A 20,867-nucleotide genomic window follows, 5' to 3' on the forward strand; every position below is an offset into this window, starting at 1 on the left:
TTGAAAACCATTATTAGTTTTAAAAGCATTAACAAACTCGCCATTCCCGCTACCATTGCCGGAATAGCCGAACCTATTTTATCTATCACCGACACAGCCATTGTGGGCAATATTCCCGTTAATGGCGTGGAGTCCTTGGCCGCGGCCGGTATTGTAGGGGCATTTTTATCAATGATCATTTGGATCTTGGGGCAAACCAGAAGTGCTATTTCTGCCATTATCTCCCAATATTTGGGTGCCGGGAAATTATCGGAAGTAAAAACACTGCCGGCACAGGCCATTTATTTAAATATAGGACTAAGCGTGCTGGTACTTTTTTCTACGATCTTTATTATCGAGGATATTTTTATGCTTTTAAATGCCTCGGGAAAAATATTGGAACTCTGTGTCTCTTATTATTCTATTCGTGTTTGGGGCTTTCCTTTAACCCTTTTCGTATTTGCCGTAATGGGCATTTTCCGTGGGCTACAAAACACCTACTACCCTATGTTAATTGCGATAACCGGGGCAGTATTGAATATTGTGCTCGATTTTATATTCGTGTATGGTATAGAAGGCCTGCTCAGCCCTATGTATTTGGAAGGCGCCGCTTATGCCAGTTTAATTGCCCAAGGGGTCATGGCTATTATGGCCTTTGTCCTTTTGGTTACCAAGACCGATATTAGCCTATCCTTAAAATTCCCCTTACATCCAGAATTGGGCAGATTAATTGGGATGAGCCTAAATTTATTTGTGCGTGCCTTGGCTTTAAACACTGCCCTTATCCTAGCCGTTAGGGAAGCCACCGCTTTGGGAGACCAATATATAGGAGCCCATACCATCGCTATCAACATTTGGCTTTTTACTTCCTTTTTTATTGACGGATACGGGGCCGCCGGAAATATTATGGGAGGAAAACTTTTAGGGGCCAAAAACTACGATGGCCTTTGGCTACTGGCAAAAAATATTATAAAATATGGCCTTGTAATCAGCCTGTTTTTAATGGGATTAGGCGTCTTGTTTTACCAACCTATAGGGCTACTATTTTCTAAGGAACCCGATATATTAAACGCTTTTTACGCCATATTCTTTATCATTATTATTGGGCTTCCCATAAATATGGTGGCCTTTGTATTAGATGGACTTTTTAAAGGATTAGGAGAGATGAAATATTTGAGGAATGTTTTGCTCTTGGCTACTTTTCTCGGCTTTGTTCCTTTGTTGTTCCTTGGTAAATATTTACAATGGGACCTCTACGGCATTTGGGCAGCTTTTACCCTATGGATGTTTATTAGGGGAGCAGCCCTAGTTTGGAAATTTAGACGAAAATTTCGTCCGCTCTTACAAAACACCTAATTTTGAGATTACCTAAGCCCTTTTAAAGGCAGAAAAGGCCGAATGAAAATCTAAATCTATCTATTAACTATTGCTCTGATTATTATGGAAACTACAAGACCTAATGGAAGTTTATACACCAAAATTGTCGATAAGGTGGCAACGGTAGAATTTGGACATCCGGCCAGCAACTCCTTTGTTTTAGAACTATTAGAGCGCCTCACCGCTACCCTTAACCAACTTTCGGAAAACCCAGAGGTTTCCGTTATTGTTTTAAAATCTGAAGGGGAAGGTACCTTTTGTGCCGGGGCTTCCTTTGATGAGCTAGTGGCGATAGAAAATTTAGCCGAAGGCAAAATATTTTTCAGTGGCTTTGCCAACGTTATCAACGCTATGAGAAGCTGTACAAAAGTTATTATAGGACGTGTTCAAGGGAAGGCTGTAGGCGGAGGCATTGGACTGATCGCGGCTTGTGATTATGTCTTTGCCGCAGAAGCTGCCGCCATCAGGTTATCCGAACTCTCTATAGGGGTTGCCCCATTGGTAATTGCTCCTGCTGTAAAACGAAAAATTGGCACCGCAGCCCTTTCTGATTTATCCCTAGCTCCAACAGAATGGAAAAATGCCTATTGGGCACAGGAAAAAGGATTGTTTTCCAAGGTGTTTACAAACCTTAAGGATATGGACAAGCAAGTATCTATTTTGAGTGAAACCTTGGCAACCTATAATCCAGAAGCCTTATCGCAATGGAAAAAAGTACTGTGGGAAGACACCGATCACTGGGATACACTACTGATAAACAGAGCAGAAATTACGGGGAAACTGGTACTTTCTGAAGAGACTAAAAAGGCCTTGAAAAAATTCAAAAAATAATTCTATATACCTTCTTTTATGAATAAATTTCGCCTCGAAATAAAATGGGCCATCATATTCTCCGCCACCGTATTGGTCTGGATGACTTTTGAAAAAGCAATGGGCTGGCACGATGTCCATATAGGAAAACACGCCCTATACACTAATTTTTTTGCCCTTGTAGCCATTGCCGTTTATGTTTTTGCCCTTCTCGATAAGCGGAAAACGGTCTTTAATGGTAAAATGACCTGGAAACAAGGCTTTATCAGTGGTATAGCACTCAGTGTTATTATTGCCGCATTAAGTCCGATTACCCAATTTATAACCAGCACCATCATAACACCCGATTATTTTACCAATATTATCAATTTTGTGGTGAGTAATGGAAAAATGACACAGGAAGCAGCAGAAGCCTACTTTAACCTAAAGAGCTATATGCTACAAAGTGCCTTTGGCGCCCTTACCATGGGTATCGTAACGGCGGCCTTTGTTGCCTTTTTTGTTAAAAACACTACCAAAGAACTATAACCGTTTTCGGTGAATTTTAAATCCTAACCCTTAAAAAAAAGATATGTCATCAATCTTAAACGGAAACTTTGTTTTCCTATTATTAGCCGTAGTATTATTTGTTGTTTATTTTGTCAACAAACTTAGGAACAAGAAAAAATTTAAAAGGTAGTTGCCTACCTTGTCTTTAACCAACCCGTAATGCTCAGTCTTTCGCGCTTTACGGGCTTTACCTCGTGTTCTAATTCCTGACTTTCAAATATCACTACCCTGCCTGGAAATGGGGTTATGGTCTTGGTTTCATCTTTTCCGTTTTCAGAAAGGTACAATACCAATTCTCCACCATCGGTTTCTGGAACCCAATCATTCTCATTCAGATAGCACACCATGGACAGTTTTCGCCTGTCATCGTTCTTAAAGGTGTCTAAATGTCTTTTATAAAAAGTACCCTCTGGGTAAATGGCATAATGGAACTCTTTATAGAGAATTCCCATAAAACAAGTTTTATTCAAATAATTAGCTAGGTCATTGATTTTATCAAAAAATCGCCGTTCCAGAACATCATGGCTATCTTCATTTATCCACAAGATGAAATCGCCACGAATAGCTTTTTCTATCTGTTCGTTGACCCGATTGCCAATAGCTGCTTTTTTAAACTGCTCTTCCTCGTATTTTGTCAGAAGAGAATTTCGTAGGACCGCCACCTCTTCGTCTGTAAAGAAATCATCGATAATACTGTATTTCGTCTCTGAAATATCAGTTATCACTTTTTCAAAAAGTAGATTTTCTTTAAAATCTAATTGCTCATAAAGTTCTATCACTTATAACATTGCCATTTAGAAAGCCGGCAAATGTAGTTTAAAATCGGTTTTGTAAAACAAAGCCCATCATAAAAATGATATTTTTTTACTTCTAACCCTCTCCTATACATTGGCTTAGGGCCTCCACTTTTAGAAGAAAGATAAAAACTTCCTTATTTTTAGACATTTAGAAAAACACCTCTACACAATCCCTTCGACCTATATTGAATTAAAAAATTAGCGGGAATCAATATATACATAGGTTTTACAAATTAACTACCTTTGCAGGGCAAACAAACATTATGGGCAACATTCGTATTACCAAGCAGTTTAATTTTGAAACTGGACATGCATTATACGGCTACGACGGCAAATGCAGAAACGTACATGGGCATAGCTATAAACTTTCCGTGACGGTAATAGGCACTCCAATTACCGATACAAATCATGTAAAATTAGGAATGGTTATAGATTTTGGCGACCTAAAAAAGATTGTCAAGGAAGAAATCGTTGATGTATTTGACCATGCTACTGTGTTTAACAAACACACCCCACATGTAGAGTTGGCAAAAGAGCTAACGGATAGAGGGCATAGCGTGATTTTAGCGGACTACCAGCCTACCAGTGAGAATATGGTGCTGAGTTTTGCCGATAAAATAAAGGCTAGACTTCCCGAAAACATCAAGTTACATTCCTTAAGACTACAAGAAACCGATACCTCGTTTGCAGAATGGTATGCTTCCGATAATTAATTCCCTATACGGCTTCTTATAGGCTTTTGATCGTTTACAACCCACACATGATAGAAATTACCGTTCCAAAAGGAAAAAATATATACTTCGCCAGCGATCAGCACCTTGGGGCTCCGACCATGGAAGCGAGCATGGTCAGGGAAAAAAAGTTTGTCGCCTGGTTAGATGACGTAAAAAAAGACGCAGCGGCCATTTTTCTCTTAGGAGATTTGTTCGACTTTTGGTTCGAATACAAAACGGTAGTACCCCAAGGATTTACACGGACCTTGGGTAAGTTAGCCGAAATAACCGATTCGGGTATTCCTGTCTATTTCTTTGTAGGGAATCACGATCTATGGATGAACGGATATTTAGAGAAGGAATTAAATATTACGGTCTTTCATAAACCCCAAGAATTTCGATTTAATAACACTTCTTTCTTTATCGGCCATGGTGATGGCCTAGGACCTCACGACATAGGCTACAAACGCATGAAGAAAGTGTTTACCAATCCTTTTTTTCAATGGCTATTTCGATGGCTTCACCCAGATCTGGGCGTGAAATTGGGACAATACCTGTCCGTAAAAAACAAAATGATCTCCGGAGATGAGGATATAAAGTTTTTAGGCGAGGACAAAGAATGGTTGGTACAATATTGCAAGCGCAAACTAGAAAAACAGCACTACGACTATTTTGTTTTTGGACACCGCCACCTTCCTTTGGAAATTGACCTCAATGGAAAATCGACCTACACAAACCTAGGCGATTGGATTTCTTATTATACGTATGGAGTGTTTGCAGAGGGACGTCTTTCGCTTAAAAAACAGGGCGAATAATCATGCTTCCGATTCTAGTTTAACTATGTTCACTTTTAGGGAATGAATGACGTTGCGTTCTCAAAAGGACTTCAGATGACGCCAAGTAAGCTACATAAAAACCTACCTATAAAGGTCGCAATGGCATTAAAAACAAACGCCCAAACAGTATTGTCCGGGCGTTTGTGAAAAGTTATAATAAAGGCTGCCTATAGGAAGGTTACTGCCTTATATCTTTAAGTTTCAATTGTAAAGAAACATTCCCCTGCCATTCATTTTCATCGAGGGCAAAAACAGCACTGAAGGGCTGTTCACCAGTCACTACCTCCAGTTTATTACCCAGGTTAAAACCGATACATCCTATTGGGGGAGTGCCATTTTGGGTAACGGCCATTTTCAGGTGGCTCTCATCTTGCCCTACCCCCTTGGCATACCCGTTATCTTTAAGGTTTTCTGCCATAAATACCGGAGACGGATTTCCCGGGCCAAAAGGTTCGAACTGTTTAATGATACGCAATAATTTTGGAGTCACTTCCTCTAGGCTTATGTTCGCATCGATCACAATTTCTGGTGTCAATAGCTTTGGATCTATGCTTTGGGCAACCACTTCTTCGAACTTGGCCTTAAAGGCCTCATAATTCTCCTCTAATAGGGTGAGTCCAGCTGCGTATTTATGTCCTCCAAATTGCTCAATAGTCTCGGCACAACCTTCCAAAGCTTGGTAAACATCGAAGCCTTTTACCGAACGTGCCGATGCGGCCAATTTCTCCCCGCTTTTAGTAAATACCAAGGTGGGCCTATAATAGGTTTCTATAAGTCGTGAAGCCACAATTCCGATAACCCCTTTGTGCCAAGTAGCTTTATAAACGACCGAGGTACATCCTTCTTGTTCTTCGTTTTCTTCGATTTGCAATAAGGCCTCTTGGGCAATTTCTTGGTCTAGGCTTCTTCTATCGGTATTATAATTTTCTATTTCAGCGGCAAATTTTTCGGCCTGTGCCAAATCCGTAACCTTCAATAAATTCACTGCGTGTTGCCCGTGTTCCATGCGTCCTGCGGCATTAATCCTAGGGGCAATTACAAAGACCACATCGGTGATCGTTAGGGTTTGCTTTTTTAATTGATTAATAATTGCCTGAAATCCAGTTCTAGGACGACTATTGATCACTTTTAACCCCCAGAAGGCCAACACTCTGTTCTCTCCGGTAATAGGAACAATATCGGCACCAATGGCCGTAGCCACTAGATCTAGATATGGGATTAGGTCATCTATAGTTTCCCCATTTCGGCTGCCTAAGGCCTGAATCAGTTTAAATCCGACCCCACATCCACAGAGTTCATCATAGGGATAGCTGCAATCTTCCCTTTTGGGGTCTAAGACTGCCACAGCATCTGGAATTTCCTTTCCTGGCCTGTGGTGATCACAAATAATAAAATCTATTCCTTTTTCCTTGGCATAAGCGACTTTATCAATGGCTTTTATTCCACAATCCAATGCGATGATCAATGAAAACTCATTGTCTTCGGCAAAATCTATGCCCTGAAAAGAAACCCCATAGCCTTCCTTATAACGATCTGGAATATACGTAGCTACATTGGGGTAATAGCTTTCCAGATACGACGACACTAAGGCTACTGCCGTAGTACCGTCGACATCATAATCTCCATAGACTAAAATATTTTCCCCGCAAGCCATGGCTTGCTCTATCCTAAGCACCGCTGCATCCATATCCTTCATTAAAAAAGGATCGTGCAATTGGGACAACTGCGGTCTAAAAAATTGTTTGGCCTCCTCAAAGGTCGTTATTCCTCTTTGGAGCAACAATTCGGCTACTAAGTACTCTACATTAAGCGCTTTGGCCAATGCATCGACCTGAGCCTGCTCGGATTTTGGTTTTACAGTCCAACGCATTGCGTTTATTCTTTTAGCCTGATTCTATTTTTAAATATTTCTTCTCCTTCTACGATCACCTTTAAATAATAGCGCATTTTAGGCAAGTAAGACAGGTCGTAGGTAAGGATACCCTTCTGAAATCCTATATAAGAATGGGTTTCCACTATTTTAGATTCGTCTTCTTGTTGGGTTATAATCACCTGAACGTCCTTGGCATCGTTGGCAAAATAATCCAAGATGATAGGACCTTCTGTCCTCGATGGAAACATGGTAATAGAAGGGGTATTATCTAAATGATATTCTGCCGTTGGCTTTACCCTAAAATCGTATCTAATATGGCTTCCAAAATCAGCGTTAAAATGTTTTATAGCACGTCCTAAAGTGTCCAATATTTTTACATCGCCACGACCATCCTTAGCTTTGTACCAAAATTCTAGTCCATCGCCGCCCTTGTCCTCAACGGTAAAGGTATAACTCCCTTCTGGCAGTTGTAAGGTGTCCCTATAAACCGTATTTGGCTGTAGCTCCAAACTGTCCTTTTTAAAGACAATTTCACCTAAGCTATTGGTAACCTTGTACGAGTTCTGACCTGGTTTGTTGTTCGTTTTAAAGTAAATTATACTATTTTCTGGTAAAATATTTGGGCGTGTATACTGCGAGCTCTTTTTATTGTCTGCCTTATACCCATCTTTTTTACCGTTTGGATTCTTTAATTCTACATGAAATGGTACTGTTTCCTTATCACTGTATATTTCTTTAGGCAAGGTTATTAAAGCCATTTCACCATAAGGAATATCTCCTTTCCACTTAAAGGTATTGGTTTTATCACCTTCTAGACCATACTTCACCACCAAAGATTTAAGGTTTTCACGGCCGTTGTTCTTGATCCTGATTACGGCTAGACTTCCCAAGGGATTTTTTCTACTAAAAATCTCCTCGGTCGATGGAGAAATAATATCCACTAAGGTAACATCATTGGCAGAATTTATCTTTCCGAATTCCATCACATAGGCCACCAACAATTCTTTGGCACTAGGGTTTTCGGTTTCATAGGGCTCCATATCTACATTGACCGAATAGGCTGTTCCTGTTGTAATATCGAATAGTGCCTCATCTGGCTGTAGTAGGTAACCTGGGCACCAATTTGCCCTGTCGAATATCCAAGTACCCGCTTGCGGATATAAGGGGTTATCGCCACATTCCATCCACAGTTGCTTGGCATCTATTACCTTTCCATTGACAAGAATTTCACGGTATTTATCACAAAATTCCCCACAACCATTGGCATCCATCCCATGTCCGGTTTGGAGAATTTTAATTTTCCCGAAGGTAGCAGCGGCATCTGGCTTTAAATTAACAGGAACCAAATGATTCTCTATCGGATCATTTTTGTCGCCATAATTATAATTCCCATCATATATTTTATGCACTGCCAAAGGCTCTACCACCGGTTTTCCGTAGGTGATTTCGAAATCTACCGTTACTTTCCACCCTCTGGTTTTATTGTCTTCATACCCTGTATGAATATAATCGACTACCAAGCTATCTCTTAGGATAGGACTAAAATCGGTAATATCTACTTTCCAATCGAACCTCCAGTCTTCTTGGAACCTTCCTCCGTAGGGAGTCAACATTCTGGCTATCTCATAAGAGGTAGAATCGTTTTTGGGGCGTACTTTTATATGGTCTACATAATCCCAGTCTGCACAGCGCATATTGTCTGGGCATTCGAAAGTAAGGTTCAGTATTATTTCTCGTATTTCCTTGTCCTTCTTAGGAAAAACAGCCCATTCCTTATAACTGTTAGCCCCTAATGCCGGATTTGTTACTATGGTTGCTTCTTTATGGGAAACAATATGTTCTTTTTGTTGTGCTTGTAGCTGTTGACCAATAAAAAGTAGGCTGCCAACCAAAAAAAGTGCTCTTTTAATCATTTGTAATTCTTGCAATTTATTTATTAAAGTAAGTTTTGATATCTAAGGCAGCGAATTTCCTAAACATTTCCATCACACCACAGTATTTTTCAATGGATAGATCAACAGCGCGCTGCAATTTTTTTTCATCTAGGTTAGGCCCCGTAAAGTGGTACTCTATGGTTACCTGATCGTAATATTTAGGATGCTCGTCGGTAAGATTCGCAATGGTTTCTATTCGAAAATCGGCTACCTCTAGTTTCATTTTTTTGATCAATGATGCCACATCCAAACCGGAGCAGCCTGCCAAACTGGCCAACATCAGTGCCTTTGGGCGATACCCTTGCCCTTCGCCTCCATCCTCTGGTGCGATATCTATTATAAGGTTATTTCCTGAAGGATTGTTACTTTCAAAGGCCATGTTTCCCAGCCATTTCGTAGTGATGTGATTTGTCATGAGGTGAATTTTTAGTACTTTAATTGTCAAAAATACAATATAAATCTCCAACTATGCCCTTAGTAAAACCCTTAGATTCCCAACAGGACGCAGAGACTAAAGAACTGGCTGCATTTTTCAATGAAACATTAGGTTTTTGCCCCAATTCTGTACTGACCATGCAGCATCGGCCAGCTATTTCCCAAGCCTTCATTCATTTAAACAAAGCCGTAATGGCCAATGAAGGCAGGGTCACTTCTGCCCTAAAAAGACTAATGGCCTGGGTAAGTAGTAATGCTGCTGGTTGCCGTTATTGCCAAGCCCATGCCGTGAGGGCTGCAGCACGTTATGGTGCTTCCCAAGAACAATTAGAAAACCTATGGGATTACCGAACCCATCCTTCTTTTTCCGAAGCCGAGCGTGCCGCCTTGGATTTTTCATTATTGGCTTCGCAAGTCCCCAACGGAGTAGATGACGAATTAAAAGAACGCTTGACCCGGTATTGGGACGAGGGTGAAATTGTGGAAATGTTAGGGGTTATATCGCTCTTTGGATATCTTAACCGATGGAACGATTCTATGGGCACCTCCTTAGAAAAAGATGCCATTGAAAGCGGAGAGCAATATTTGGGAAAATACGGATGGGAGCAGGGGAAACACCGATAATAACTCCGCTACTACCCTAAACGGCCCTCCTCCTAGTTACTGGGATATGTTAGCACTAAAGCCTTCGTTCCTACATACTTCACTAGCGCTTGGATAATACTTTATATAAGTAGGTGCAAATTAGCGTAGGGTAGCACACACTATTTTTTACCGGCTACGACGATTACTATTTCTCCTTTTGGAGGTGTTTTGGTAAAATGCGCCAACACCTCGGCTGCGGTACCTCTGATGGTTTCCTCGTACATTTTTGATATTTCCCTAGAGACCGATACTTGGCGATCGGCTCCAAAATAGGTGACAAAATGCGACAAGGTCTTTACTAATTTATGGGGAGATTCATACAGAATAATTGACCTTGTTTCTTCGGCCAACAGTAAAAAACGGGTCTGTCTCCCTTTTTTTACGGGCAGAAACCCTTCGAAAACAAACTTATCGTTGGGCAGACCGCTATTGACCAAAGCAGGTACAAAAGCTGTGGCTCCTGGTAAACAATCGACCTCAATTCCGCTTTCTACACAGGCACGGGTCAATAAAAATCCGGGATCGGAAATGGCAGGAGTACCCGCATCGGAAATCAGGGCGATATTCTCACCGGCCTGAAGTTTCTTTACTATATTTTCAACGGTTCTGTGTTCGTTGTGCATATGGTGACTTTGCATGGGGGTCCCAATGCTATAATGATGCAACAACTTACCGCTGGTACGCGTATCCTCGGCCAAAATAAGATCTACTTCTTTTAGTATTCTTAAAGCGCGCAATGTAATATCTTCTAAATTACCTATTGGTGTAGGCACAATGTAAAGTTTCCCCATCTGTTGTTATTAAGGCTGCCCTTATTAAAAAGCAACTTGTACGTAAACTTTTATAAAAAAAAGAGCGCTTTATAAGGTTATCAATAAAAACCTATAAAGCGCAAAATTACAACTTAGTCCTTACTTAGCTACGAAAATTTACGGGCAATAATCCCCATAAAGCGCAATTCGTAGTCTTCTTTGCCCTCCCAATGGTTATAATCTGGTTTTACCATATTTTCTATAAAAGAAATAGAACGTTCTTCGGTGTCTATTGTTCTTAATTGAGACAAAACCCTATTGTAGTCTTCCATACTACCGTTAAAAAGATGTTTTACAAAAGCCAGCCGATCATTAAGGTCTACGGTAATGTCTCGTGGTTGGGATTCTTTAGCGGTCTGTCGAATTTCAGTAATTGGCGGGGTCGTTACTTCCTTGGGCATAAAGAGATCCTTATCATTTTTCATCAGTTCTGGTTTGGAGGTAAATTGAGAAAGCACCTCTTCTATCGTTGTTGCATTGGGCATCTCGGAAACCATATCTCGTATCGTATCAATTCCCGGGACAATGATATCTTCTTTATGAGGATTGCTCTCTGGCACAGAAGAATTAGCCTTTAACACGGAATTTGCCATGCTTTCAAATTTTGAGGCAATGACATTTTTAGGCTTTTTGGCCTCGGTTGTCTTTAAAGATTCTTCTATGTATTTTAACACTGCTAATTTTTCGTAAAGCTCTTTTGTCGCTTCATATAACGCAGAAATATCATTTAAATTCCTAGACGAAATAATCTCTGTCGATAATTTTCGCAACTCTTCTTTTAGTCTCTTTTTCATCGGTACATATCTTTTAAAAAAAATGTTTTCAGCAATCCCTCAATCCATCAAATGGTACTTTAACAAATATTGGCATCCCTAACCATTAACTTTTGTCTCCAATGATACCACAAGGATTATTTTTTTAATAATTTTATCCCACCTTATATAGAAAAAGGGGAGTAAATTACGTTCGTCTAAAAATACAAAATGTTTCTCGAAAATACTGTTAACCCTAAAGAACAATTCGGCTGGATCGAAGTTATTTGTGGATCTATGTTCTCTGGTAAAACCGAGGAACTGATTCGCCGTTTAAAAAGAGCTCAGTTTGCCAAACAAAAAGTTGAGATTTTTAAGCCTATTGTAGACACCAGGTATCACGAATCCATGGTGGTGTCTCATGATGCTAACGAAATTCGCTCTACTCCGGTCCCTGCAGCGGCCAATATTAGGCTTTTAGCCGATGGCTGTGATGTGGTCGGGATAGATGAAGCCCAGTTTTTTGATGACGAAATTGTATCGGTATGTAATGATTTGGCCAATAAAGGAATCCGTGTGGTAGTCGCCGGACTCGATATGGATTTTAAAGGAAACCCTTTTGGTCCTATGCCCGCCTTGTTGGCTACTGCAGAATATGTTACCAAGGTACATGCCGTTTGCACCCGTACCGGTAACCTTGCCAATTATAGTTTTAGAAAATCCAATAATGATAATTTGGTGCTTCTAGGAGAAACCGAAGAATACGAACCCCTTAGTCGCGCTGCCTATTACAAAGCCATGTTAAAAGAAAAAGTTAAAAATCTAGATGTGAAATCAGAAGAGATTATCCATCCTAAAAATGATAAGAATGTCTAATGCCGGGGAAACCGTTCTGGAAATAGATTTAAAAGCCCTGGAACACAATTATCAATATTTAAAGACAAAAATAAAATCGAATACCAAATTTCTAGGTGTTGTTAAAGCCTTTGCTTACGGTAGCGATTCCGTAGCCATTGCAAAGAAACTAGAAGCCCTTGGAGCAGATTATTTGGCCGTAGCCTATACCTCGGAAGGGGTAACCCTCCGGAGTGCGGGAATTAAAATGCCTATTTTGGTATTACACCCACAACAAGTGAGCTTTGCTACCATGATTGAAAATTCATTGGAACCAAGCTTATATTCCCTAGCTATTTTTACGGCCTTTATAGAAACTGCCAACAAGCTTGGAGCATCAAAGTATCCGATACATTTAAAATTCAATACAGGCCTCAATAGAATAGGGTTCGAAAAAAAAGACATCGACTTTATAGTTGACCATCTTAAAAAGAACAATGCCCTTGAGCTCAGGTCTATATTCTCGCATTTAGCCGCTTCCGAAGACCTAGAAGAAAAGGATTTTACCCTTCAACAAATTCATAAGTTTGAAGAAATATCCAAGGATTTAGAAACTAAATTAGGGAATATGCCCATGCGGCACTTGTTAAATACCTCCGGCATTATTAATTATGCCGATGCCCAATACGATATGGTGAGAAGCGGTATTGGTATTTACGGGTTTGGCAATGAGGCTTCCGAAGATAAAAAATTACGACCGGTGGCTTCCTTAAAAACCATTATTTCCCAAATCCATACTATAAATGCCAAGGATACCGTAGGGTATAACAGGGCTTTTACAGCAGAAAAAACTACGGTTACCGCCACACTGCCTTTAGGCCATGCCGACGGTCTTGGAAGACAATACGGCAACAAGGCAGGACAGGTATTGGTTCATGGAAAATTGGCCCCCATTATTGGCAATGTGTGTATGGACATGGTTATGATAGATATCACAGATATTCCCTGCAAGGAAGGCGACGAGGTAATTGTTTTTGGCAAGGAATATACAGCGGATTGGTTGGCTACTTCTGCCAATACCATTTCCTACGAATTGCTTACGGGGATTTCACAACGCGTAAAAAGAACTTATATCGATTAAAAAATGTCTTGGTCTTGGAGTTTAGTGACGCATTGTTTTTTTTACTAAATTGGAGAATACCTTAATAACCAATTAAATAAAAAACCTATGTTTAAAGAATTCAAGAATTTTATTATGACCGGTAATGTCATTGATTTGGCAGTTGCGGTGTTATTGGCAAGTGCCATGGGCTTGGTCGTCAGTGGATTTGTGAATGACATTATGATGCCTATCGTTGGATATTTTACCGGAGGGGTCGATTTCGCGGACATGCAATTTGTTCTTTCAGAGGCAGTCATGGCTGCCGATGGCACAGTAGAGAAACCAGAAAGCGCTATCCGATATGGAAAATGGATTAATTCCATTATCAACTTGGTCATCGTAGGAGCCGTTTTATTTGTCATTGTAAAAGCGTATAACAAAACCAAAAAACCGCCAGAACCAAAGGCTCCCAAAGGTCCAAGCCAAGAAGAACTATTGACGCAGATAAGGGATTTGTTAAAAAAATAATAGCTGTTGCCCCTTATAACAAGATAAGACCAAAAAACGGCTAAACAAAAAACCGTCAACCATGTTTCCATACAAAGTTGACGGTTTTCTTATGTTTTCAATTGTTATAAAAATAACATTTTGTTATATTTTTATAAAACTATTGTTAATAATCTTGTATAATGTCTTTTAATCAGTACTTTTGCAGCATGAATTTTTAATTTTATTCTAATGAAAGTAGCAGTAGTCGGTGCAACAGGAATGGTTGGTGAAATAATGCTAAAAGTATTGGCAGAACGTAATTTCCCCATCACTGAATTATTATTAGTAGCCTCAGAACGCTCGGTAGGGAAAAAATTGACCTTCAAAGGAGAAGAGCACACCTTAATAGGATTGGCAACGGCCGTAGCCGCCAAACCAGATTTGGCCATTTTTTCTGCCGGAGGAGATACTTCTTTAGAATGGGCTCCTAAATTTGCCGAAGTAGGGACTACCGTTGTAGATAATTCCTCGGCTTGGAGAATGGACCCCACCAAAAAGTTGATAGTTCCAGAAATCAATGCCCATGAACTTACCAAAGAAGATAAAATAATAGCAAACCCTAACTGCTCTACTGTACAATTAGTATTAGCGCTATCGCCTTTGCACAAGCAATACAAAATGAAAAGGGTGATTGTTTCTACTTACCAATCTGTATCGGGAACAGGTGTTAAAGCCGTTCAGCAATTAGAAAATGAAATTGCTGGCATACAGGGAGAAATGGCATATCCTTATCCAATTGGAAAAAATGCCCTTCCACATTGCGACATATTCCTAGAGAATGGGTACACCAAAGAAGAGATGAAATTGGCCCAAGAGCCCTTAAAGATATTTAACGACAATTCTTTTTCCGTGACTGCTACAGCAGTACGTATCCCTACTTCAGGTGGACATTCGGAATCTGTAAACGTAGAATTTGAAAACGATTTTGACCTAGCAGAAGTAAGAAGGCTATTAAGTGAGGCCCCTGGTATTACCGTACAAGACAACACAGATACCAATACCTATCCGATGCCTATTTATGCCAACGGAAAAGACGATGTTTTTGTCGGTAGAATTAGAAGGGACGAATCACAGGCAAAAACTTTAAACTTATGGATCGTAGCCGATAACTTAAGAAAAGGAGCTGCCACCAATGCCGTACAAGTTGCTGAATATTTGGTAGAAAACAAATTGGTATAACGCCTTAAGGCATCCCTATATCAGATTATTCTTCTGAACATATAATTGTTACCGCTGCTTTATAAGTAAGGTACTGGTTACAATCTAAGTTAAAACCTTTATAACCCTTGTGTTATAAAGGTTTTTTTATGGTATTTTTATAGATTAGAAATCGCTTAACAATGAAATGAGCATGACCGATAACCAGTCGCAAATACGAATTTCAAATGACCGTTCAAAAAAACACATATCTGCAAATGAAAAAATTAACCCTGTCCTCTTTTACGGCCCTGTTGATCATGGGCTGCAAAACAGATACTAAAAAAGAACACCTATTGTTGAATTATCCTATTACAAAAAAAGTAGACCAAGTAGACACTTACTTTGGCACCGCAGTAAACGATCCTTATCGTTGGTTAGAAGATGACAGAAGTGCGGAAACCGAGAATTGGGTAAAGGAGCAAAACGAGGTGACCTTTGATTATTTAGATAAGATCCCTTTCCGTGACAGTTTTAAAAAACGTCTCGAAAAATTATGGAATTACGAGAAGGTAGGCGCCCCTTTCCAAGAAGGAGACTACACCTATTTTCATAAAAACGATGGCCTTCAGAACCAATATGTGGTATATCGTAAAAAAGGGGATGAAGAAGCAGAGGTTTTTTTAGATCCGAATTCTTTTTCTAAGGACGGTACCACTTCTTTGGCTGGACTAAGCTTTTCCAAAGATGGGTCAATGTTGGCCTATTCTATTTCTGAAGGGGGAAGCGATTGGAGAAAAGTGATCGTTACCAATGCCGTCACCAAAGAGGTTGTAGAAGACACCATCGTTGATGTTAAGTTTGGGAGCATTTCCTGGAATGGGAACAAAGGCTTCTTCTATTCTAGCTACGACAAGCCCGATGGCAGCGAACTTTCTGCAAAAACGGACCAACATAAATTATACTACCACGAATTGGGGACCCCACAAAAAAATGATGTCTTGGTTTTTGGAGGCACCCCAGCAGAGAAACACCGTTACGTAAGTGGCCAAGTTACGGAGGACGATAACTACCTAATTATTTCGGCCTCGGTATCTACCTCGGGCAACAAACTATTCATAAAAGATTTGAATAAGGCCAATAGTCCATTAATTCCGATAGTAAACCATACCGATTCGGATAGTTATGTGATAGACAATTTAGGATCTAAACTATTTATAGTAACCAATTTAGGGGCTCCGAACAAAAAAATGGTGACGGTCGATGCTGCAAAACCAAGCCCGGAGCATTGGGTAGATTTTATCCCTGAAACAGAATACGTACTGAATGCCAGTAAAGGAGGTGGTTATTTCTTTACCAGTTATATGGTCGATGCTATTTCCAAAGTTTATCAATACGACTATCAAGGCAAGCTAATTAGGGAAGTAGCCCTTCCAGGAGTGGGAACTGCCAGTGGATTTGGCGGAAAAAAAGAGGAGAAGGAATTTTATTTCTCCTTTACCAATTACAATACTCCAGCATCGTCTTATAAATACAATGTGGATAGCGGTGAGTACAGCCAATATTGGAAACCTGAGATAGATTTTAATCCAGAAGAGTACGAATCTACCCAAGTTTTTTATACTTCCAAAGACGGCACTAAAATACCTATGATCATTACCCATAAAAAGGGATTGGCTCTTAACGGCAAGAATCCGACCATCTTATATGGTTACGGCGGATTCAATATCAGCCTTACCCCTTCTTTCAGTATTGTCAATGCTGTTTGGATGGAGCAAGGCGGAGTCTATGCGGTACCAAACTTAAGAGGAGGTGGCGAATACGGAAAAAAATGGCATGATGCCGGTACCAAAACCCAAAAACAAAATGTTTTTGACGACTTTATTGCCGCGGCCGAATTCCTTATTGACAAGCAATACACTTCCAGTGAATTTTTAGCGATCAGCGGCCGTTCTAACGGTGGTTTATTAGTGGGGGCAACAATGACCCAAAGACCAGACTTAATGCAGGTAGCCTTGCCAGGCGTTGGGGTATTGGACATGTTGCGCTACCACACCTTTACAGCAGGTGCCGGTTGGGCCTATGATTATGGGACTGCGGAGGACAGTGAAGAAATGTTTAAATACCTACAAGGATATTCTCCTGTACACAACGTAAAGGAAGGGGTGCATTATCCGGCCACAATGGTAACTACAGGTGACCACGACGATAGGGTGGTGCCGGCGCATAGCTTTAAATTTGCGGCAGCATTACAGGAAAAACAAACTGGTACGAATCCGACACTGATCAGGATTGAAACCAATGCCGGCCATGGTGCGGGTACTCCTGTTAGCAAAACCATAGAACAAGCGGCAGACACCTTTGGGTTTACCCTTTTCAATATGGGGTATGAAGATCTTCCTAATAAAGAAGTCCTAAAAGATTAATTTTACCCATCTATAAAAACATTAAAAAGTCCGTTTATTTTTTTAAACGGACTTTTTTTTTTGGACTGAATTTAAGCTGTTGAGAAACATCAAATTCCCAGGATAAGCTTTTAATCTACCTTTGTACGATTGAAAAAAACAAATTCGAAGAATTTATCAAATTTCCTATCCTTATTTCTGTAGAAGTATTGATATAAGTATTTGTTGTGAGTTTTCGGTTTTACGATCAGAAAGAAAAAATACCAGGTAAGAAAACTTAAAGAAAACATCTCCCCTCCATCTTCCAGTATAACCATGATTAATTGCATATATCGGCCACCACCAATTAAAACGTGCATCATATCTATGACAATGCCAAAAAATAAAAACAGGACAAAAAGCAATCCTAGATCTATATTCTTTTTTTTATATTCTTCGTTTCCCCTGTGAAAACCGATAACCATGGAAATTAACAACAAGGAACCAAATAGGGCAACATAGGTCAGCTCCCCTAAATCTTGCGCACGAAAACCAAATGCCGGTTGATAATTAAATTGTTCCACTACCCAGGTACCAAATCGTTCATGGAATTTAAGTGAATCATCCAAGAGCAACATAACAAACAATAGGAACCATGAAAAATAATTATACGCTTTATCTTTTATAAAAAAGTAGACAATGGCACCTAGCACCAAAAGGTATTTAAAATATTGAAATATTTCCGGATATCCGCCATCCCTATTCACTAAAAACAACATTGAAGCCGACCAATCGAATTCTACCCGGATAAAAATCAGATAAATAATCAGCACATGTGCCAAGACAAAAATGATATCCAAGACTAACATGAGGCCTAAAAGCCAATTCGTTTTACGGCTGCTAAAATTCTTTTTAAAATAAGAGAGTTTCATTTGGAGGAATTTAGAAATCACCTTAAATTAAAGCCTAATGTTAGCTTAAGGTTATTAAATCGTTTAATCCTTGACATTTTCGACAAAAGGAGCGTTTTTACTAATCTATAAAATGTAAACTACTGGCAATATGTTCTTAAGGACATTTTTTATGTATGAATAATATCTATCCGCCAGCCCCATAAAAATAAATTGGCCCTCCTTTAATTTGGCTCAATTTTTTAAACGGACTTTTTTTTGGACCCGCTTCCTTGGCTTTTTATATCTTTACTGCTATGTTATATGTAAATTCCCTTTCCTTTTCCTACCAGAAAAAACCAGTTCTTACCGACATCAATTTTCAGGTAAATGATGGCGAACACATTGCCATTGTAGGCGAAAGCGGATGCGGAAAAAGCACGCTGTTAAAAATTATCTATGGACTGCTTCATATAGATAAAGGGACCGTTTTTTGGAACGATCAACAAGTTATGGGGCCTAATTTCAATCTGGTTCCCGGGGAGCCTTATATGAAATATCTTTCCCAAGATTTTGATCTAATGCCCTATACCACGGTAGAAGAAAATGTGAGTCAGTTTTTATCTGTTTTTTACCCCGAAGAACTCCAAGCCCGTACCTATGAGCTGTTGCAAATGATAGACATGGTCTCCTTTGCCAAGGTAAAGGTAATGACCCTTAGCGGAGGCCAGCAACAACGAGTTGCCCTAGCCCGTGTATTGGCACAAATGCCCGACTTGCTATTGTTAGATGAGCCCTTTAGCCACATCGATAATTTTAAAAAGAACAAGCTTAGAAGAAATCTCTTTGGGTATTTAAAAAAGCACGGTATTAGCTGTATTACTGCTACCCATGACCATCATGATATCCTTCCCTATGCCAATAGGGTACTGGTCATAAAAGACCACGAACTAATCGCCGATGCCGAAACAGCCCAATTATATAAAAATCCAAAAAACCTGTATATCGCCTCCTTGTTCGGAGAAGCAAACCTGGTTCCTATAGACATCGTAAAGTCGTATGCAGATGTAAAACGACACATCGTTGTCTATGCTCATGAGTTTAGGGTATCGCGCAAGAAAGGTATTCCGATCATTGTAGATAAGTGTTATTTTATGGGCAGTTACTATCTATTGGAAGGACTCTCTGAAGGCAATAAAATACGTTTCCATTATTCCGAAGCTATTTCGGCGGGAAAAAAAGTTTTTATAAATATCGATATTGAGACCATTAACCAGCGGCTTCAGCCCTAAAATCTATCTGTGAACAAGGAACAATTACTACAGGAATTACAATTTAAGGCCGTCCGTAGTAGTGGTGCTGGTGGCCAAAACGTCAATAAGGTTGCCACCAAGGTGGTATTGATCTTTGATCTGGGAGCTTCATCAGCCTTTACGGAGACAGAAAAGAACAGACTTTTTAGAAAACTTGCCCATAGGCTGTCCAAGGATCAGCAACTGATTTTACAGTCCGAAGAAACCCGAAGCCAACACAAGAACAAAGCATTGGTAATCGAAAAATTCTTGGAAACCATAGCCCTTAACTTAGTGGTGCCCAAAAAAAGAATGCGTACCAGGCCGACAAAATCGTCCATGGAAAAACGATTAAAAAGTAAAAAGAAAGGGGCTTTAAAAAAGTTACACCGGAGGAAACCACCGCTCGACCAATAAGAGCTTTTCAGGGCCGTAGTTTCTTTTACAAACTGCCAGCAAAAGCTAATGCTTTCTCAACACACTGTTCGACCAGATTTTTTTTTTGCGTTAGGGACCGCGGCGGCATCCCCGAAGCAGCGCAAGGGATATAGCCAAGTGCCCGACCGACGAAGGAGGGAACGCCCAAAGCCCTACACTAAGAGCTATGGAAAATCTAGAAATGTTTGGACAACTCAACTTTTAAGCAGCTTAAAGAAGCTGTCTTTTAATTAATCGCTAGAATCGTAAATTCTTTTGTATTAAATATAACGGCATCGCCCTTAGCCTTCCCCATCAATAATTTCCCCATGGGGGTGTTGGGAGCAATGGCATAAAAGGTCTGTCCCTGAAGTTTAATTTCCCCGACACTGATACTGAGGTAATAATGAAGGCCCGTAGTCTGCACCAAACTCCCCAAACTTATGGTATTTGCCGTCGTTTTTAAGGGTATTTTCTGAAATACTTCTTTTAAATTCTGCGCCTCGGCCAATTGCTGCCCTAGTTTTTCGCGCTCTAACTGTATCATAGCCCTACCGGTCTCGTGCTTGTCACCAGCACTACTTTTGGTTTCTGAAGTGAGGGCCTCTTCAAGGGACCCTATATTCTTTTGAAGCCTCGAGAGCCGCTCCTCTACATATTTAAAGCAATGGGCATATAGCTGTTCTTTTAGGGAAATATCCATCCTACTATCTTACTATTTCTTTTATTTTAACGGATTGGCAAATCGCT

21 protein-coding genes are annotated in these 20,867 nt (G+C 40.0%); 13 read left to right on the forward strand and 8 right to left on the reverse strand.

Annotated features, from left to right (window positions below; genetic code table 11):
- The 3 genes from HCG49_RS08325 to HCG49_RS08335 all read left to right on the forward strand — a co-directional run bounded on the left by HCG49_RS08325 (position 1) and on the right by HCG49_RS08335 (position 2,694).
- A complete protein-coding gene (locus HCG49_RS08325) occupies positions 1 to 1,335 on the forward strand; it encodes an MATE family efflux transporter (protein ID WP_168469070.1) in 1,335 nt (444 codons plus the stop codon).
- An 84-nt stretch (positions 1,336 to 1,419) separates the two neighbouring features.
- The gene (locus HCG49_RS08330; protein ID WP_168469071.1) at positions 1,420 to 2,187 is read left to right on the forward strand and encodes an enoyl-CoA hydratase/isomerase family protein; all 768 of its coding nucleotides are present in this window, start codon (positions 1,420 to 1,422) and stop codon (positions 2,185 to 2,187) included.
- An 18-nt stretch (positions 2,188 to 2,205) separates the two neighbouring features.
- Complete coding sequence (locus tag HCG49_RS08335; RefSeq protein WP_168469072.1) at positions 2,206 to 2,694, forward strand: DUF4199 domain-containing protein; 489 nt, start codon at positions 2,206 to 2,208, stop codon at positions 2,692 to 2,694.
- A 155-nt stretch (positions 2,695 to 2,849) separates the two neighbouring features.
- On the opposite strand, the gene HCG49_RS08340 is transcribed toward HCG49_RS08335, so the two are convergent.
- Entirely contained in the window at positions 2,850 to 3,494 is a 645-nt protein-coding gene (locus HCG49_RS08340) for a 2OG-Fe(II) oxygenase (protein ID WP_168469073.1), read from the reverse strand.
- 281 nt (positions 3,495 to 3,775) lie between these two features.
- Here HCG49_RS08340 and HCG49_RS08345 point away from each other — a divergent pair, with 281 nt between their 5' ends.
- Entirely contained in the window at positions 3,776 to 4,225 is a 450-nt protein-coding gene (locus tag HCG49_RS08345) for a 6-pyruvoyl trahydropterin synthase family protein (protein WP_168469074.1), read from the forward strand.
- Positions 4,226 to 4,281: 56 nt separating this feature from the next.
- Positions 4,282 to 5,040 carry a UDP-2,3-diacylglucosamine diphosphatase gene (locus HCG49_RS08350; RefSeq protein ID WP_168469144.1) on the forward strand — a complete coding sequence of 253 codons (759 nt, stop codon included), beginning with the start codon at positions 4,282 to 4,284 and terminating at the stop codon, positions 5,038 to 5,040.
- A gap of 199 nt (positions 5,041 to 5,239) precedes the next feature.
- Here the strand turns inward: HCG49_RS08350 and recJ are convergent, their stop codons facing one another.
- Genes recJ through HCG49_RS08365 form a run of 3 tightly spaced genes read right to left on the reverse strand, consistent with a single transcriptional unit; the run spans position 5,240 to position 9,283 of the window.
- Positions 5,240 to 6,931 carry a single-stranded-DNA-specific exonuclease RecJ gene (recJ, locus tag HCG49_RS08355; protein ID WP_168469075.1) on the reverse strand — a complete coding sequence of 564 codons (1,692 nt, stop codon included), beginning with the start codon at positions 6,929 to 6,931 and terminating at the stop codon, positions 5,240 to 5,242.
- Between the two features lie 5 nt (positions 6,932 to 6,936).
- Positions 6,937 to 8,847, reverse strand: coding sequence for a peptide-N-glycosidase F-related protein (locus HCG49_RS08360; RefSeq protein ID WP_168469076.1), 1,911 nt, complete (start codon positions 8,845 to 8,847; stop codon positions 6,937 to 6,939).
- A gap of 16 nt (positions 8,848 to 8,863) precedes the next feature.
- A complete protein-coding gene (locus HCG49_RS08365; protein ID WP_168469077.1) occupies positions 8,864 to 9,283 on the reverse strand; it encodes an OsmC family protein in 420 nt (139 codons plus the stop codon).
- Between the two features lie 53 nt (positions 9,284 to 9,336).
- Here HCG49_RS08365 and HCG49_RS08370 point away from each other — a divergent pair, with 53 nt between their 5' ends.
- Complete coding sequence (locus HCG49_RS08370) at positions 9,337 to 9,927, forward strand: carboxymuconolactone decarboxylase family protein (protein ID WP_168469078.1); 591 nt, start codon at positions 9,337 to 9,339, stop codon at positions 9,925 to 9,927.
- A gap of 140 nt (positions 9,928 to 10,067) precedes the next feature.
- On the opposite strand, the gene rsmI is transcribed toward HCG49_RS08370, so the two are convergent.
- Positions 10,068 to 10,739: a 16S rRNA (cytidine(1402)-2'-O)-methyltransferase gene (rsmI, locus tag HCG49_RS08375; RefSeq protein WP_168469079.1), complete on the reverse strand. Its 672-nt coding sequence runs from the start codon at positions 10,737 to 10,739 to the stop codon at positions 10,068 to 10,070.
- 128 nt (positions 10,740 to 10,867) lie between these two features.
- Complete coding sequence (locus HCG49_RS08380) at positions 10,868 to 11,554, reverse strand: hypothetical protein (protein WP_168469080.1); 687 nt, start codon at positions 11,552 to 11,554, stop codon at positions 10,868 to 10,870.
- A gap of 189 nt (positions 11,555 to 11,743) precedes the next feature.
- On the opposite strand from HCG49_RS08380, the gene HCG49_RS08385 reads away from it, so the two are divergent.
- The 5 genes from HCG49_RS08385 (at position 11,744) to HCG49_RS08405 (ending at position 17,560) form a co-directional block, all read left to right on the forward strand.
- Entirely contained in the window at positions 11,744 to 12,388 is a 645-nt protein-coding gene (locus HCG49_RS08385; RefSeq protein ID WP_072763304.1) for a thymidine kinase, read from the forward strand.
- Complete coding sequence (alr, locus tag HCG49_RS08390; RefSeq protein WP_168469145.1) at positions 12,381 to 13,487, forward strand: alanine racemase; 1,107 nt, start codon at positions 12,381 to 12,383, stop codon at positions 13,485 to 13,487. The genes HCG49_RS08385 and alr overlap by 8 nt, the downstream gene beginning before the upstream one ends.
- Positions 13,488 to 13,574: 87 nt before the next feature.
- Positions 13,575 to 13,976, forward strand: coding sequence for a large conductance mechanosensitive channel protein MscL (mscL, locus tag HCG49_RS08395; RefSeq protein WP_168469081.1), 402 nt, complete (start codon positions 13,575 to 13,577; stop codon positions 13,974 to 13,976).
- 210 nt (positions 13,977 to 14,186) lie between these two features.
- On the forward strand, positions 14,187 to 15,176 hold the full coding sequence (locus HCG49_RS08400) for an aspartate-semialdehyde dehydrogenase (protein ID WP_168469082.1): 990 nt from the start codon (positions 14,187 to 14,189) through the stop codon (positions 15,174 to 15,176).
- A 236-nt stretch (positions 15,177 to 15,412) separates the two neighbouring features.
- Positions 15,413 to 17,560, forward strand: coding sequence for a prolyl oligopeptidase family serine peptidase (locus HCG49_RS08405; RefSeq protein ID WP_168469083.1), 2,148 nt, complete (start codon positions 15,413 to 15,415; stop codon positions 17,558 to 17,560).
- A 110-nt stretch (positions 17,561 to 17,670) separates the two neighbouring features.
- Here the strand turns inward: HCG49_RS08405 and HCG49_RS08410 are convergent, their stop codons facing one another.
- The gene (locus HCG49_RS08410) at positions 17,671 to 18,450 is read right to left on the reverse strand and encodes a hypothetical protein (RefSeq protein ID WP_168469084.1); all 780 of its coding nucleotides are present in this window, start codon (positions 18,448 to 18,450) and stop codon (positions 17,671 to 17,673) included.
- 275 nt (positions 18,451 to 18,725) lie between these two features.
- Here HCG49_RS08410 and HCG49_RS08415 point away from each other — a divergent pair, with 275 nt between their 5' ends.
- Both HCG49_RS08415 and arfB read left to right on the forward strand, forming a co-directional pair.
- Positions 18,726 to 19,700, forward strand: coding sequence for an ABC transporter ATP-binding protein (locus HCG49_RS08415; RefSeq protein ID WP_168469085.1), 975 nt, complete (start codon positions 18,726 to 18,728; stop codon positions 19,698 to 19,700).
- 9 nt (positions 19,701 to 19,709) lie between these two features.
- Positions 19,710 to 20,117, forward strand: a complete 408-nt coding sequence (arfB, locus tag HCG49_RS08420; protein ID WP_168469086.1) for an alternative ribosome rescue aminoacyl-tRNA hydrolase ArfB — start codon at positions 19,710 to 19,712, stop codon at positions 20,115 to 20,117.
- A gap of 247 nt (positions 20,118 to 20,364) precedes the next feature.
- Here the strand turns inward: arfB and HCG49_RS08425 are convergent, their stop codons facing one another.
- Positions 20,365 to 20,820, reverse strand: coding sequence for a 3-oxoacyl-ACP synthase (locus HCG49_RS08425; protein WP_205764367.1), 456 nt, complete (start codon positions 20,818 to 20,820; stop codon positions 20,365 to 20,367).
- Positions 20,821 to 20,867 lie beyond the last annotated feature (47 nt).

The organism is Arenibacter sp. 6A1, assembly GCF_012272855.1.
GTDB lineage: Bacteria > Bacteroidota > Bacteroidia > Flavobacteriales > Flavobacteriaceae > Arenibacter.

Excerpts from the sequence above, each read along its gene's own strand:
- HCG49_RS08385 (WP_072763304.1), top strand. The coding sequence starts at position 11,744 with ATGTTTCTCGAAAATACTGTTAACCCTAAAGAACAATTCGGCTGGATC.
- HCG49_RS08405 (WP_168469083.1), top strand. The coding sequence starts at position 15,413 with ATGAAAAAATTAACCCTGTCCTCTTTTACGGCCCTGTTGATCATGGGC.
- HCG49_RS08345 (WP_168469074.1), top strand. The coding sequence starts at position 3,776 with ATGGGCAACATTCGTATTACCAAGCAGTTTAATTTTGAAACTGGACAT.
- alr (WP_168469145.1), top strand. The coding sequence starts at position 12,381 with ATGTCTAATGCCGGGGAAACCGTTCTGGAAATAGATTTAAAAGCCCTG.
- HCG49_RS08360 (WP_168469076.1), bottom strand. The coding sequence starts at position 8,847 with ATGATTAAAAGAGCACTTTTTTTGGTTGGCAGCCTACTTTTTATTGGT.
- HCG49_RS08365 (WP_168469077.1), bottom strand. The coding sequence starts at position 9,283 with ATGACAAATCACATCACTACGAAATGGCTGGGAAACATGGCCTTTGAA.
- HCG49_RS08370 (WP_168469078.1), top strand. The coding sequence starts at position 9,337 with ATGCCCTTAGTAAAACCCTTAGATTCCCAACAGGACGCAGAGACTAAA.
- HCG49_RS08380 (WP_168469080.1), bottom strand. The coding sequence starts at position 11,554 with ATGAAAAAGAGACTAAAAGAAGAGTTGCGAAAATTATCGACAGAGATT.
- recJ (WP_168469075.1), bottom strand. The coding sequence starts at position 6,931 with ATGCGTTGGACTGTAAAACCAAAATCCGAGCAGGCTCAGGTCGATGCA.
- HCG49_RS08410 (WP_168469084.1), bottom strand. The coding sequence starts at position 18,450 with ATGAAACTCTCTTATTTTAAAAAGAATTTTAGCAGCCGTAAAACGAAT.
- rsmI (WP_168469079.1), bottom strand. The coding sequence starts at position 10,739 with ATGGGGAAACTTTACATTGTGCCTACACCAATAGGTAATTTAGAAGAT.
- HCG49_RS08335 (WP_168469072.1), top strand. The coding sequence starts at position 2,206 with ATGAATAAATTTCGCCTCGAAATAAAATGGGCCATCATATTCTCCGCC.
- HCG49_RS08330 (WP_168469071.1), top strand. The coding sequence starts at position 1,420 with ATGGAAACTACAAGACCTAATGGAAGTTTATACACCAAAATTGTCGAT.
- HCG49_RS08425 (WP_205764367.1), bottom strand. The coding sequence starts at position 20,820 with ATGGATATTTCCCTAAAAGAACAGCTATATGCCCATTGCTTTAAATAT.
- HCG49_RS08415 (WP_168469085.1), top strand. The coding sequence starts at position 18,726 with ATGTTATATGTAAATTCCCTTTCCTTTTCCTACCAGAAAAAACCAGTT.
- HCG49_RS08400 (WP_168469082.1), top strand. The coding sequence starts at position 14,187 with ATGAAAGTAGCAGTAGTCGGTGCAACAGGAATGGTTGGTGAAATAATG.
- mscL (WP_168469081.1), top strand. The coding sequence starts at position 13,575 with ATGTTTAAAGAATTCAAGAATTTTATTATGACCGGTAATGTCATTGAT.